The organism is Ruegeria sp. AK4 (assembly GCF_056541025.1).
The window spans coordinates 1-13,585 of record NZ_JBQFXS010000001.1 but is presented as its reverse complement, the minus strand read 5'-3'; the positions used below and the strand labels follow the sequence as shown (position 1 = coordinate 13,585).

At 55.4% G+C, this 13,585-nt stretch carries 13 protein-coding genes; 6 read left to right on the top strand and 7 right to left on the bottom strand.

The features are described 5' to 3' along the window. Window positions 1–2 precede the first annotated feature (2 nt). The 7 genes from ACR0EZ_RS00065 to ACR0EZ_RS00035 form a co-directional block, all read right to left on the bottom strand. A complete protein-coding gene (locus ACR0EZ_RS00065) occupies window positions 3–1,034 on the bottom strand; it encodes a C-terminal binding protein (protein WP_480609403.1) in 1,032 nt (343 codons plus the stop codon). Further along, entirely contained in the window at window positions 1,027–1,521 is a 495-nt protein-coding gene (locus ACR0EZ_RS00060; RefSeq protein ID WP_480609400.1) for a lactoylglutathione lyase family protein, read from the bottom strand. The genes ACR0EZ_RS00065 and ACR0EZ_RS00060 overlap by 8 nt, the downstream gene beginning before the upstream one ends. A 22-nt stretch (window positions 1,522–1,543) precedes the next feature. Further along, on the bottom strand, window positions 1,544–2,332 hold the full coding sequence (locus ACR0EZ_RS00055; RefSeq protein ID WP_480609397.1) for an SDR family NAD(P)-dependent oxidoreductase: 789 nt from the start codon (window positions 2,330–2,332) through the stop codon (window positions 1,544–1,546). Between the two features lies 1 nt (window position 2,333). Further along, window positions 2,334–3,290: an ABC transporter permease gene (locus ACR0EZ_RS00050; protein ID WP_480609394.1), complete on the bottom strand. Its 957-nt coding sequence runs from the start codon at window positions 3,288–3,290 to the stop codon at window positions 2,334–2,336. Window positions 3,291–3,331: 41 nt separating this feature from the next. After that, window positions 3,332–4,855, bottom strand: coding sequence for a sugar ABC transporter ATP-binding protein (locus tag ACR0EZ_RS00045; protein WP_480609391.1), 1,524 nt, complete (start codon window positions 4,853–4,855; stop codon window positions 3,332–3,334). 84 nt (window positions 4,856–4,939) lie between these two features. Further along, window positions 4,940–5,974 (bottom strand): sugar ABC transporter substrate-binding protein, encoded by a 1,035-nt coding sequence (locus tag ACR0EZ_RS00040; protein ID WP_480609388.1) that lies wholly within the window; start codon window positions 5,972–5,974, stop codon window positions 4,940–4,942. 26 nt (window positions 5,975–6,000) lie between these two features. Continuing rightward, window positions 6,001–6,870: an SMP-30/gluconolactonase/LRE family protein gene (locus ACR0EZ_RS00035; protein ID WP_480609385.1), complete on the bottom strand. Its 870-nt coding sequence runs from the start codon at window positions 6,868–6,870 to the stop codon at window positions 6,001–6,003. A 108-nt stretch (window positions 6,871–6,978) separates the two neighbouring features. On the opposite strand from ACR0EZ_RS00035, the gene ACR0EZ_RS00030 reads away from it, so the two are divergent. The 6 genes from ACR0EZ_RS00030 to ACR0EZ_RS00005 all read left to right on the top strand — a co-directional run bounded on the left by ACR0EZ_RS00030 (window position 6,979) and on the right by ACR0EZ_RS00005 (window position 13,144). Next, complete coding sequence (locus tag ACR0EZ_RS00030) at window positions 6,979–7,650, top strand: GntR family transcriptional regulator (protein ID WP_480609382.1); 672 nt, start codon at window positions 6,979–6,981, stop codon at window positions 7,648–7,650. Window positions 7,651–7,797: 147 nt separating this feature from the next. Next, entirely contained in the window at window positions 7,798–9,351 is a 1,554-nt protein-coding gene (locus ACR0EZ_RS00025; RefSeq protein ID WP_480609379.1) for a sugar ABC transporter ATP-binding protein, read from the top strand. 2 nt (window positions 9,352–9,353) lie between these two features. Beyond that, a complete protein-coding gene (locus tag ACR0EZ_RS00020; protein WP_480611103.1) occupies window positions 9,354–10,340 on the top strand; it encodes an ABC transporter permease in 987 nt (328 codons plus the stop codon). A gap of 56 nt (window positions 10,341–10,396) precedes the next feature. Further along, window positions 10,397–11,392, top strand: a complete 996-nt coding sequence (locus ACR0EZ_RS00015) for a substrate-binding domain-containing protein (RefSeq protein WP_480609377.1) — start codon at window positions 10,397–10,399, stop codon at window positions 11,390–11,392. Window positions 11,393–11,444: 52 nt separating this feature from the next. Beyond that, the gene (locus tag ACR0EZ_RS00010; RefSeq protein WP_480609375.1) at window positions 11,445–12,347 is read left to right on the top strand and encodes a hypothetical protein; all 903 of its coding nucleotides are present in this window, start codon (window positions 11,445–11,447) and stop codon (window positions 12,345–12,347) included. Next, complete coding sequence (locus ACR0EZ_RS00005; protein WP_480609372.1) at window positions 12,335–13,144, top strand: NAD-dependent epimerase/dehydratase family protein; 810 nt, start codon at window positions 12,335–12,337, stop codon at window positions 13,142–13,144. The genes ACR0EZ_RS00010 and ACR0EZ_RS00005 overlap by 13 nt, the downstream gene beginning before the upstream one ends. Window positions 13,145–13,585 lie beyond the last annotated feature (441 nt).

Genomic DNA, 13,585 nt, shown 5'->3' with positions numbered 1-13,585 from the left:
TGTTATGCGGTAGATACGGCCAATGCGTCGGCATTGACTGTGTAGTCGGGTTTTTGTCCTGTCAGGACCTTGGCCACTTGCGTAGCCGCGGTAACCCGCGCTGCGTGTATTGATTCCTCGGAATAGTAGGCGGCATGTGGTGTTACGAGGACGTTGGGCAGTGTGAACAACGGGTTGTCATCAGGCGTCCAGTTGGCGCGCTTGGCTGGCTCTTCTTCGGGGTCGTCGAGCCCTGCAGCAGCCAGATGGCCTTCGGTCAGCGCCCGGAACAGGGCTTTGTTGTCGACCGTTGGTCCGCGTCCAGTGTTCACGAGTATCGCGCCGGGTTTCATGACCGAAAATTCGGCATCCGACAAAAAGTGATGCGTGTTCGGCGTCATCGGCGCCTGCATCAGGATATAGTCGGACCTTGCCAGCAATTCAGGCTTGCTCACCAGCTCGACCCCAATCTTTGCCGCGACTTCTCTTGGCAAATACGGATCGTAGGCGATGACCGTAACTCCGAAAGATTGCGCCCGCGCTACGATGGCTTGCCCTATTTTTCCCAGCGAGACGACACCCATCGTCCGCCCGCGCAACCGGTAGACCGGCTGCCCGCTTTGCCACTGCCAGACCCCTGCATGTGTGGCCCGATCATAGTCGGGCAACTTGCGCGCCAGGGTCAGCCAAAGGGCAATCGCGTGATCGGCGACCTCCTCGGTGCAATAGTTTTGCACATTGGTAACGAGGATGCCTTTTTCCGTTGCCGTGCCGACATCCACGATATCTACGCCAACGCCATAACGCGCGATGACCTCGCAGTTCCGCATCCGCGTAATCGTTTCTTTCCCGATCCGTGCATATTGGTTCATCATCGCTGCGCAATGCGGCGCGACATCGAACAGGTCTTCCTGGCGCTTGGCCTGAAGCGCAATCACCTCGGCTCCTGCGGCTTCCAGGATTTCCGTCTCAACGGCAACATCACCAAAGTCGTAATCGGTTATCACGACCTTGGGTTTGTCCGTTCTGGGGGGAAAGGCGGCGCGATCAGTCATAGGCACCCGCCGAATAGGTCAATTCGTACGAGTGGCTATAGAGCTCGAAAATGTTGCCAAACGGGTCTTCCATATAGACCATGCGATAAGGCTTTTCACCTGGGTAATACTTGCGCACTTGGATCATGCGCTGGCGCCCACCCAGGTCTTCGATAACCTTGATGCGGCCTTCCAGATCCTCGTCCTGTACGCAGAAATGAAACAAGCCACGCCGCCAATATTCAAACGGGCGTTCTTCTTCGACGGTCTTCGGGAACTCAAACAATTCGATGCCGACACCGCAACCCATTGACAAATGCGCGATGCGGAAGCTTCCCCAACCTTCCCCAAATACATCGTCGCACATCTGACCGATGGCGCTTTCGTCATGCAGGATTTCAGTTGGTTCCATCAGCACGTACAGGCCGAATGCCTTGGAATAGAACTCCACGGCTTTTTCCAGGTCGGGAACTGTGATGCCGATGTGAGAGAAGGTGAGAGCGGCCATGGCAGGCTCCTCCAGTTAGCAGTTAAAGAATGTTGCGAACGATGCCGCCTTCGATCCGGTGCGCAGAACCATTGGAGGCTGTGCTGGCAGAGATCGTGACGATCATGCGGGCGACTTCGTCTGGTTGGACAAAGCGTTGTATGAGCGATGTGGGTTCATCTGATTTGAAGTAGTTGTCCACGATCGTGTCGAGCGGCTCACCCTTTTGATTGGCGAGGCCGTCAAAATAGGCTTCGACACCTTCGGTCCAGGTTGGACCAGGCAAGATCGAGTTAACCCGGACTTTCGTCCCTTTTGTAAGCTCTGCCATGCCGCGTGTCAGACCTAACATGGCAGTTTTAGTGACAGAATAGTGTACCATCTGCGGTAGTGGTTTCACGGCCGCTTCGCTGGCCATGTTGATGATAGATCCACTACCCCGACCAAGCATGTCCGGCATGAATATCCTGCTCATCCGAACTGCGGACAGGACATTGATGTTGAAATAGTGCAACCAGTCGTCATCCGTGAGATCCTCGAACGGTTTGACCGAAAAGATGCCGACATTATTCACCAGAACATCTACCGCACCGCGCGCTCGCGCAAACTCCGCCAGAGTTTCCGCATCGGAGGTTTTGGCTAGATCGGCCGCAATTCCTTCAACCTCGCCCAGAGATGACAGGTCATCGACGCAGGCGGACACTTCCGCCTCGGTCAGGCCGTGTACGATGACCCGCGCGCCTTCTTCCAGGTAGACTTGGGCAGTGGCTTTGCCGATGCCGGAACCTGAACCAGTCACCAGGACCAGCTTATTCTTGAGCCCCAGATCCATCTCAGGCTTCCTTCTTAATGCTTGATGATTGCTGTGACGACGAACGGCCGAATATACGACCCATCAAAGCCGAAATTTCCGAGCGCCACATGTCTATGCCAACGGCCATCAGAATGATCAGGCCCAGCACGATGTTCTGAACGGAAGACGGCGCCGCGTTCAGGTTCAACCCATTCTGGACGATCACAATCGTCATCGCTCCCATCAGAGTGGCGAGGATGTTGCCGCGACCGCCTGCAAGGCTGGCCCCGCCGACAACGGCAGCGGCAATGGCCTGCAGCTCAAGTGTCTGGCCATAGTTGGGAGAACCAGAGTTGAGACGCGCCGACATCAGGATGGCCCCTACCGCCGTCATGAAACCTGCGATGACAAATGTCGTCGTTTGCACCTTACGCACGTTGATGCCCGTCAGTACGGCGGCGGCTGGGTTGCCACCCACGGCATAGATCTCGCGACCAAGTTTTGTGAAGTTCATAGTGAACGCGGCAAGGACATAGAAGAACACAAGGTAGAAGAATGGCAACGGAACTCCGAACAGTTTGCCGTAGAAGATTGGCTCTAACGCTGGATCCAGCGAAAAGATCGGAGATCCATTGTTGAATGTCAGCGCAAGACCACGGAAGGCAATCAATGCTGCCAGTGTTGTGATGAACGACGGGATACGCCCATAGGCCGTTATCAGCCCGATGAATAGACCAAGCAATCCGCCCATAAGAAGAATGAGTGGCAGCGCCAGAACCAGTGGAATGCCAACAAATTTCAACATCTGCGCAAGGATCATGGTCAGCAAAGCCACCATCGACCCGGAACTCAGATCGATGCCTGCAGCGAAGATCACGATAGTAGACCCGATTGCGATCAAGGCCACGATGCTTACCTGTAGGGACAGGTTTGAAAGGTTACCCGGGTTCAGGAAGCGTTCGGTCGTGAGTGCTACGATCAGGGCGACGATCACCATCGCTGCAAATGGCCCGATCAACTGGGTGTCAAAGATCCGCTTCATGCGAAAGCCTCCTTAGACTTGGATTGGGGGGTGTCGGCGGATGCGCGCACAAGATCGTCATGAGTAAGGTCAGATGCATCGACCGTACGCACTATCGTTCCGTGCTGCACGACGGCAATCCGATCGCTCATCGCGAGCAACTCATCATGGTCTGAACTGATCAGTATGATCGATTTTCCCGCCCGAGTGAGCCTGTTAATCAGCTTGTAGACCGCGATTTTGGCGCCGATATCGATCCCCTGCGTCGGCTCGTCCAGGATCAGGATGTCCGAGTCTGAGAACAGCCAGCGTGCAATCACGATCTTCTGCTGATTTCCACCAGACAAGAAGTTGACCGTCTTTTCCTCGGCCTGGGTCGAGATTTCCAGGTCGCGGATAAGGTCATGGGTCGCTTGCTCTTCCGCCTTGAGATTCAAAACGCCGAACCGGCTTAACCCACCAAGCGATGCTGCGGTGACGTTCCCGCTTGCGCGGAAATTGAAGAACAACCCGTCAAACTTACGGTTCTCCGGGACAAGGGCCAATCCGGCACGGATCGCATCAATTTCCCGGCGAAAGCGAACCGGTTTGCCGTTCAGCTCTATTTGCCCTTCAGCCAGCTCGTCTGTCCCGAAAAGGGCACGGGCAATCTCAGTCCGGCCACTGCCCAGTACGCCACCCAAACCCAGAACCTCACCCCGGTGCAACGAAAACGATACGTCTTTCACACCCAAATTGGTGGCCAGACCCGCCGCCTCTAGCACAATATCCTTGGTCGCGTTCTGCTCTTTGGGATAATGCTCGCCAATGTCCTCACCGACCATTGCGCTGACAATCTCTGAGACGTTGATCTTGGTCTCGCCACTTGCACGCACAACGCAGCCGTTGCGCAAGATCGTCACTTCATCAACGATCCGTTCAACCTCATCCAGCCTGTGCGACACGTAGAGAATAGCGGTGCCGCGCTCGCGCATATTGCGCAGTAGCTGGTGCAGGCGCTCAATTTCATCTTCACCCAATGCCGCCGTCGGCTCATCCAGGATGATCATGCGGGCGTCCATCGCGACGGCTTTCGCGATCTCGACCAGTTGTTGCTCGCCTACCGATAGCGAGCCGGTTATGGTTTCGGGAGAAACATCGACATCCATTTCCGCCAAAACCCGAGCGGCTTCATCGTGAACCTTGGCCCAGTCGATCACACCAAAGCGGGACCGAGGCATATTGCCAAGGAAGATGTTTTCGCCGACCGACAGTGTGGGTACTATCGAGAATTCCTGAAAAACTGTTGCGACGCCCAGTTCACGTGCCGCCTGCGGGTCGCTGATCGTGACCGGCTTGCCATTGTGCAGGATTCGACCGCTATCAGGTTGCTGCACACCGGACAGTGTCTTGATCATAGTCGACTTGCCACAGCCGTTTTCACCCAGCAGCCCATGAATGGAACCGGGCATAAGCCGGATGCAGACCTTGTCATTCGCCAACACCCCAGGATAGGCTTTGGTGATATCGACAAACTCCCAAAGGGGCGTTGCGGGTGTCATTGCGATTGCCTCGACAAAAGTAAAACTCGGTTGGTTTGCTTCCCGGCAGCACGCGCATGCGCCACCGGGAAACAGGGAGAAAGCTCAGTACTCTTTGGACGGCTGCGGGAAGAGCTTTTCGGGCTCTTGCAGCACGCTGATCGCACCGTCTTTGTCTTCAATTGATGTGGGCGTTTCGATCCAGCCGCCGGGATAGGACCCGTTGAGCGCATCAATGGTTGCGTGCATGGCCGCCCTTCCCATCAAAAATGGTGAGGTGTTGACGGTTGCCGTGATGTTGCCCGCAGCGATTTCTTCAAGGCCGGACGTGTCGCCATCGTTGCCTAAAAGGACGATGTCATTGCGGCCGAGCGCTTTCGCAGCAAAGGATGCCCCGATGATCATGTAGTCGTTCGCCGCGAAGATCATGTCGAGATCGGGGTTCGACTGCAGGATGTCCATACCAGCAGTGTTGCCGCCCTCAACGTTCCATTTACCGTCAATAGACACCACAACGTCGAAGTTTTCGTTGCCCTCGATACCGTCGAGGAAACCGCCCACGCGCTCGGTCGAGTGATAGCCAGGCTGCCCTTCGATAATGCCGACCTTCAGCGGTTGATCACCATAGGTCTCAATGGCCCAATCAGCGATAGCATGCGTGCCATTGCGCTGAGAGTACCCGACAACGCCATGAATTGGCGTCGGGAAGTTCGGGATGTCCGAGTTGATCATCAGAACTGCCATACCCTTGTCGACGGCCTGCTTAAGCAACGGTGCGGCAGCAAATTCATCGTGTGTGCCAAAGATGATCGCATCCACATCCTGCGTCAGCACATCCTGGATCATGCCCATTTGGCCGTTGATGTCCGCACCGGACTGGGGCGCAAGCATGAACACTTCGACCCCGGCCTCAGCAGCAACCGCTTTGATGCCTTCGCCGATGGCGATGTAATAGTTGAACTCTGTCGCCGGCGGCATATACGCGATCCGGAACGTTTCGTTCTTGGGCTCTATCGCATCGATTGGCGCTTGTGCCCCGTCCTCAAGTGGAACCGGCGCTGGATAATTTTCCGCCAGAGCAACCGTTGCCAGCGTGGCGAACCCCGCAGCAAACGTAGTGGTCATAAGCGTTTTCAACATTGTTTTCTCCTCCAGAAGTTCGTTGGTTATCCGTTGAATGGCGCATCGATCACGCCACGAACGCCGGGCTTCACGGCAAAAAGGCCGCCGGATTCCGGTTCTTTTGTTAAAGCTGCTTCGTCACTCATCAGCCTTGAGGTCGTGATGAAAAGCGTGTCGAGATCAGGGCCACCGAAAGCACAACAGGTGGGCTTCCAGACCGGCACCTCAATCACGCGATCTATCGTGCCGTCAGGTGCGACGCGAACAACGCGATGGCCTTCCCATTCGGCGTTCCAAACGCCGCCTTCGGCATCCACGCAGGAACCGTCAGGCAATCCAGGCTCATCCTTGAAAGAAACGTGCTGCCGACGATTTGAAACGGTTCCACTATAGGTATCGTAGTCGAACGAGACGACTTCCCGATCCGGGGTATCGGCAAAGAACATCGTGCCACCGTCCGGCGTGAAGCAAGTCGAATTGGCACAAGACACCCCTTCGATGATCGTTTGTACGCGCAAATCCGTATCGACGCAGATGACAGACGAATCGGCCCTACCAGAAACTTCGTTCATGCCTCCAACAATCAGTCGCCCCTGGCGATCGGTTCGCCCGTCGTTCAGTCGTGTCTCCGGGTTGTTCGGCTCGAATCGCGTCACGAGGGTTTCCTCGCTCTTAGGCGAATCGAACAAGACAACTCGATCCGCATAAGCAACGATCAGCCCGCCAGACGCGCGCGGCGCAAAGCAACACACGCGCTCAGGCATCTTATGAGATGCGGTTTCTAACGTTGCCGGATCAAAGGACCAAAGCGCACAGCCTTCAATATCGGTCCACCAAACAAGACCATCGGCGGGATTCCAGAAAATCCCTTCCCCGTGCTGGTTCTTACAATCGACGACCAACTCTGCGCGCACTTTTTAGATCTCCTCCACGCATTCTGATATCTGATATACCAGCTTGCCTAATCTGGTGTATCAGATATCTTGCATCTGGCAACACCTTTTTTTCGGAGGTTTCCTCAGATGGCGCTTGAAAGACCCAAGTCATTGCGTGAACTCGCACTGGAACATTTGCGGAATAGCATTATCGATGGCTCCCTGAAGATGGGTCAGGTTTTGTCGGAGCGAAAAATCTCCGAAGAGCTGGGCGTATCGAAGTCGCCGGTCCGCGAAGCACTCGCTCAATTACGTGACGAAGGGTTGGTCAGTATCGAACCTCAAAAAGGTGCACGCGTGTTTTCGCTGTCTGAGCCGGAAGTGACCCAGATCTGCGACTTCAGGCAGGCAATAGAAACTGCGGCCTTTGAACTGGCGTTGTCACGTAACCCGGATGGTCTTGCCAATGACATGCAGCGTGTTGTGAAGGACATGGAAAAGGAACGCAGGCGAGGTAATGAAAAGGGCTACCTTTCACTGGATACCACGTTTCATCAGTTGATTTTCGAACATGCCGGAAACGATTATCTGACGGCCAGCTATACGCGCTATATTGGTAAGATTGCCGCGTTGCGAACCCATTTGGCGAAGCTGCCGCAGCATACCGAACTCTCCTTCGATGAGCATGTGAAAATAGCTATTGCTGTTCGCGAGGGCGACATGGCCAAAATCAAATCTCTTCTCACAGCGCATATTGATCGTACCAGACAGGCCTACAAGAGCGCTGCCATCGTCCTCGAAGGAGCGGCCGCATCCTAGCGAAAACGTAACTTCTGTGTGACGGGGGCAGGCCAGAACGGTGCCGCCCCTTTCTTTTGGGCACCTCATGACTTTTCCTTTTTTAGTTGACATCTGAGATATCAGATGCCAATCAAAAGGCGGGAGGAAGCTTGTATGAGCCCAGTAATGAAGCCTGATTCACCGGGGCGACAGCCACTGATCCAGCTGGATCGGGTTGGCAAAAGCTTCGGCACGAACATTGTTTTGGATGGCGTCGACTTTGAATTGAGGCCCGGCGAAGTTCATGCGCTTTGCGGTGAAAACGGTGCCGGAAAATCAACCTGTCTCGGCCTGCTTTATGGGCTTCACCAACCATCAGCTGGGCGAATCCTGTGCGACGGCAAGGAACAGCGGATCGAAAGCCCTTCGCATGCGCAATCCCTGGGCATCGGCTGTGTTTTCCAGGAACTGAGCCTCGCTGGCGCGCTTTCTGTTGCGGAAAACATCTACGCGGGCCGCGTGCCCACTCGATTTGGCGTAGTAGACTGGCCCGAATTGCGCCGCCGAGCGGAGGCGTTGCTGGCCGAATTCGGTCTGGATATCGACGTCTCAACACCCGTGGACAACTTGCCGATCAGCTCCCGCCAGATAGTTGAAATCGCCAAGGCGCTGTCGCTGAATTCCCGCGTCCTTTTGCTGGATGAACCGACATCGGCATTGGCACCCGACGAAGTAGACGCACTATTCGAAGTCCTAAAGTCCCTGACAAGCAAAGGGATTGGTATCGTCTATGTCAGCCACCATATGGCCGAGATTTTCCAGATTTCGGATCGCATTACCGTTTTGCGAGACGGGCGCCAGATCAGCACTTTGCCGGTTTCGGAAACCTCTCAGGAACAAGTCGTTGCCGAGATGATCGGCGGCGCTCACCCCGGCGATGTCACGCGGTCAGGTAAGGTTAGCGGCGAAGAGGTCTTGCATGTCCAAGACCTAACCCATCCGGGTGAATTCGAAGACATTTCTTTCTCCATTAAAGCCGGAGAGATTGTGGGGATCGCAGGGTTGATGGGCGCTCGCCGCAGCGAGATTGTTCGATCGATTGTCGGGTTGATGCATGGCGCGACCGGGGAGATCAGACTTCACGGCAGGCCTGTTAACTTTGCGTCCTTGCGGCAGGCGATGCGTGCTGGGGTCGGGTTTGTTCCCGAGGAACGCAAGACTGAAGGCCTCTTTCTGGAACAATCGCTCAGCGACAACCTGATCGCGGCCAGTCTTTCCGATCATGCGTCTGCCGGATTCATGCGTTCAGGCTCGATCAAAGCAGCCAGCCAAACAGCCATTGACGCCTTCAGTGTCAAAACCAGCGGGATTAACGAACTTGTTGGCGATCTCTCAGGGGGCAATCAGCAAAAGATCATGTTGGCCAAGTGGCTCAAACGCGCGCCAGCTCTTCTGATCATTGAAGAGCCCACAAAAGGGGTCGATGTGGGGGCCAAATTCCAAATCCATACGGAACTTTTGCGTCGAGCAGCTGAGGGCATGGCCATCCTCGTCGTGTCATCCGATTTTCCCGAACTTGTCTCTCTCTCAACCCGCATCCTTGTCGTCCACGACGGTCACCTCATGGGAGACATCGCAGCCGCTGACGCAACCGAAACCACGCTTCTTCAAATGGCCGCCGGAAATTCGGTTCCAATTGTGGATGCGCCCCATACCAATCAATCAGGAGTCGCGACGTGACCATGACCGCTCAAGCCAACTTGTCCATGAAGCGTCCGCTGCTGCGCCGTGTTTTGCAAGCTTTTGTCGATATTCGTGAACTGACGCTGATCGTTCTGATCGCCGCCATCATCATTGTGATGTCCAACGTTAATCCCTACTTCCTCAGCTTCTCAAACTTTCGAGCCGTGGCCGTGGGCATGGCCCCCACCGCGATCATCGTGATCGGTATGGCGATCCTACTTGCATCCGGCGGGTTCGATCTTTCGGTCGGATCCGTTATGGCCTTGTCTTCTACCGTCGTAGCCATGCTGCTTTTGACTGGCATGCCGATTCCGCTCGCTGTGGTCTGCGGGCTAATGCTGGGTGGAATTGTCGGTGTAGTGAACGGTTTGCTGGTAACCAGCCTCGGGATCAATCCGCTTATCGCGACCCTCGGCACGATGTCGATCGCGCGCGGCATCGCTCTTGTCCTGACCGAAGGTTTTTCTGTTTCAAGCCTACCGGCATCATTTGCCTGGATCGGCAAAGCCGACATAGGCGGCTTTCCGGTTATCGTCTTGTTCACCATTCTGCTGGTCGTCCTGTTTGACCTGGCCGTCCGCCATACACGCTTTTTCCGTCAGGTCTATTTCATCGGCGCCAATGAAAAGGCCGCGATGTTGTCAGGCATCCATGTGGCCCGTGTGCGCATCATTTTGTACGCATTGACCGGCGTTCTGGCCGCTCTGGCTGGGGTTTTGCTGGCCTCCCGCCTGATGAGCGGTACGCCCACGGCGGGCAACGGTATCGAACTTCAGGTTCTGGCGGCGGCTGTCATCGGTGGCGCATCCCTACGCGGCGGCGAAGGTACTATTCTTGGTGCTTTCCTCGGCGTCGTTTTCGTTGCGTTGATCAACAACACTATGACGATGCTGGCCGTATCGATCTACTGGCAGATGATCGTCATCGGCGGTGTGCTCGTTACAGCGGTCGCCTTGGACATGCTGATCCGAAGCAAACGGGGCTAATGCCGAAGCTTTCCAAAACTTAACAACAACCAAAGATCCAAAACAGGGAGACTACGATGACTGAATTGAATGTGAATCGGCGCAGGCTGCTGACAGCGGGCACCACCGCTGGATTGGCCGCAGCGTTCGGACTGCCCATGCTGTCCAAAGAAGCCATGGCGCAAGCGGCCGGCAAGGAGTATGTGTTCCTGTCCATCGTCACGCAGGTGCCGTTCTGGGTGGACTATCGAAATGCGATGGAAGACCTTGAGGAACTGATGGGCATCAAGGCCACATTCACGGGCCCGTTGGATTTTGACACGGCCGCACAAGCACGCCAATTGGATGAACTGATCGCAAGACGTCCCGCAGGCATCCTTATCTTCCCCGGTGATCCGGCCACTCTGGCCCCTGGCGTCGAACGTGCAGTCGAGGCAGGCATTCCAGTCACATGTTGTATCGGTGATATTCCCGACAGTCCCCGGTCCACTTTCCTTGGTATCAACGGTGTTCAGGCAGGACGAGTCGGCGGCGAAATGCTGGCGCAAGCGATTGGCGGTAAGGGCAAAGTTATCCTCGGCACTTTCCCAGCCCCCTCCACGTTGGAGCGGGTCGAGGGGTACAAACAAGTTTTTGCCGAGAAGTACCCGGATATCGAGGTGGTCGACGTCGTCAATGATAAGGCCGACCCGTCCTATGCGCCGACAGCCTACCTTCAGGCAATTCAGGCGAACCCGGATATTGTTGGCATTGGCGGCACGGACGGCGACAGCGGCAAAGGCGCTGCAATTGCCGTCAATGAGGCGGGACGCAAGGACATCAAGATCGTCGCGATGGACCGAAATGATGATATGCTTCCCTATATCGAAGACGGCACAATTCACGGCGCAGTGGCTCAGAAATCCTATCTTGAGATCTTTCTCGCCTTCCACATGATGCATTGGCAGAACACTGACGCGCTGAAGGTCTTGCCCGATTGGAAGGCGGCTGGCATCAACCCTTTACCGGAGCGCATTGAAACCGGGGTTATGCCGATTACTGCCGAAAACGTCGTCCAGTTCAAGCACACCTAAGCGATTGTCCCGGCGCTTTCTGTCGCGCAGGGAAACCGATAGGAGGGGGTACATGTCGGACAGATGGAGCGTTCTTCACCTGCAGCAAGACGATCTGCAGCTGACACTCCTGCCCGGCATCGGGGGACGCTTATGGGATGTAAACTTTCAAGGTCGCTCCCTCCTATTTCAAAACGGAGATATCATCGGGTTGGATGTCGATGACACACGGCTTGCTGATCTGCCCACACGCTCTCCACAATTTGGTTTTCCGCTCTGGGGCGGTGAGAAGACTTGGATCGCCCCGGATGCATCCTGGGTAAACGGCGCTCCGTTTCCCGTGTTGGACAGCGGCGCTTACCAGATCACTACAAGAAGCAGTACTCATATCGACATGACCAGCGCTGCATGCCCGATCTCTCATTTGTCGGTGTCGCGCCGCATCACGCTGACCTCCGCCAAGAGCTGGGGAATAGAACACATCGTCGCCAACCACGGGACCTCCTCGCGTCTGACCGGCATTTGGTCGGTTATGATGCTCAACACCCCTGCAAAGATCGGCGTCGAGTTGGAGAATCCGAAGTTTCACCCCGTTTTCGGCTCAGCCGAAAGAATTGTGACCACGCATGGCTCCAGCGTTGTTGCTGATTGCGTAAGTCAGCAGGAATTCAAGGTCGGGCTACCGAACCCTAGCGGACGTACACTGGTGCGATGCGGCCCTGATGGCCCTTTGCTAATGTGTTCAGGACCAGAACCTCGGCAGGGCGACCATTTTGCACACGGCTATCCGTTCGAGGTCTTTAATTCAGGCGATTACGCCTATTGCGAAGCGGAATGGCACTCTCCGGCGCGCGATCTTGCACCGAATGAAACGCTGAGTTTTCGGCAGACGTTCCGCGTCTTGGCGGATGAGGATGCATCCCAAATGCCATTGGGGATCACAAACAACAAGGAGTTCCTGTCATGCATGTCTTGATTACAGGCGCAGGCGGGCATCTCGGCCGCAAACTTTTCGACGCGCTAGAAAGCGAACCCGACTACACCGTTTCTGGCATCGACATTCGCCCTGTTGATCATCCCGACATTCACACCGCAGACCTGTCCGACGACAGCAGTTGGGTCAGTTTGCTAAAGGGAGTGGACGTTATCGTGCATCTTGCCGGTGACCGAGAGCCCGCCGCCACTTGGGCCTCTGCGATCAAACACAATATGGATGCAACGCTTTCTCTATATCACCATGCGGCAGCAATGGGCGTCAGCCGCGTCGTTCTTGCCAGCTCCAACTGGATCCACGGTGACAAGAGGTTCACGCATGACGTGCTCAATAGCACGACACCACCAGGGCCGGTAAACGCATACGGCATGTCAAAGCTGTTCTGTGAACGGACAGGGGCCTATTTCGCCGAGCATCAAGGACTGTCGGTCATCTGCCTGCGCATCGGATGGACGCAATGGACTCATGACAATCAGCCCGGCTCGCATATGGCGATGGGCCGATGGGGTCAGGAAATGTGGTTGAGCGATCGGGACTTTTTAGGCGGAATGCGCGCCGCAATAGATGCCAAGGACATTTCATTCGCAGCCCTGAATCTAATGTCCGACAACCCGGGGATGCGCTGGGATATCACCGAAACGCGACAAGCGATCGGCTATTCGCCAAAGGATGGAAGTCTTGCGAAAACGACAGTGGGCATTGCATTTAGATCCACACTGAAGCGACTGCTTATGGTCAGTCTCCCCGGATATTTCACGACACGTTTTCCGGATTGGTAGAGTACAAGGTCCGGGCATTGTTGCGTCTCGCACAATCAGCTTTCGAAACCTCGTATCGAATTAAGAACTTAAAAAGATAAGCGTTTTCGTCTTCGCGGTCGACGGAGAGCGACATAACACCCCTGCCCCGCTCAACCCAAGTTCTTCTGACAATACCTCCGGAATTTTCGAACTTTTGTTGCTATGGATCGCACCAAATCTGGCATGCGCGTAAATATCTGAGTTCGCGCCACCTAAACGTCGGATGCGGACATTTGTGCAATCTCCAGCATTCGGTACTTTGGGTTCAGAGCTGCCGTTCGCTGCGTTCTGTCTGAGTGACCGCCTTGCGGACAAAGCCGCCATCGGTCTCTGTATTCCCAATGTCCTTTCTCAGCCATCAAGACGACGTCGCGGGCTTGATCCGACGTGTTCAGGGACGCGATGTTTGGCGAAAGTTGA

What these genes read in the sequence shown, in the direction of transcription:
- ACR0EZ_RS00010 (WP_480609375.1), top strand. Translation starts at nt 11,445, where the DNA reads ATGTCGGACAGATGGAGCGTTCTTCACCTGCAGCAAGACGATCTGCAG.
- ACR0EZ_RS00005 (WP_480609372.1), top strand. Translation starts at nt 12,335, where the DNA reads ATGCATGTCTTGATTACAGGCGCAGGCGGGCATCTCGGCCGCAAACTT.
- ACR0EZ_RS00045 (WP_480609391.1), bottom strand. Translation starts at nt 4,855, where the DNA reads ATGACACCCGCAACGCCCCTTTGGGAGTTTGTCGATATCACCAAAGCC.
- ACR0EZ_RS00055 (WP_480609397.1), bottom strand. Translation starts at nt 2,332, where the DNA reads ATGGATCTGGGGCTCAAGAATAAGCTGGTCCTGGTGACTGGTTCAGGT.
- ACR0EZ_RS00065 (WP_480609403.1), bottom strand. Translation starts at nt 1,034, where the DNA reads ATGACTGATCGCGCCGCCTTTCCCCCCAGAACGGACAAACCCAAGGTC.
- ACR0EZ_RS00030 (WP_480609382.1), top strand. Translation starts at nt 6,979, where the DNA reads ATGGCGCTTGAAAGACCCAAGTCATTGCGTGAACTCGCACTGGAACAT.
- ACR0EZ_RS00015 (WP_480609377.1), top strand. Translation starts at nt 10,397, where the DNA reads ATGACTGAATTGAATGTGAATCGGCGCAGGCTGCTGACAGCGGGCACC.
- ACR0EZ_RS00020 (WP_480611103.1), top strand. Translation starts at nt 9,354, where the DNA reads ATGACCGCTCAAGCCAACTTGTCCATGAAGCGTCCGCTGCTGCGCCGT.
- ACR0EZ_RS00050 (WP_480609394.1), bottom strand. Translation starts at nt 3,290, where the DNA reads ATGGTGATCGTCGCCCTGATCGTAGCACTCACGACCGAACGCTTCCTG.
- ACR0EZ_RS00040 (WP_480609388.1), bottom strand. Translation starts at nt 5,974, where the DNA reads ATGTTGAAAACGCTTATGACCACTACGTTTGCTGCGGGGTTCGCCACG.
- ACR0EZ_RS00025 (WP_480609379.1), top strand. Translation starts at nt 7,798, where the DNA reads ATGAAGCCTGATTCACCGGGGCGACAGCCACTGATCCAGCTGGATCGG.
- ACR0EZ_RS00060 (WP_480609400.1), bottom strand. Translation starts at nt 1,521, where the DNA reads ATGGCCGCTCTCACCTTCTCTCACATCGGCATCACAGTTCCCGACCTG.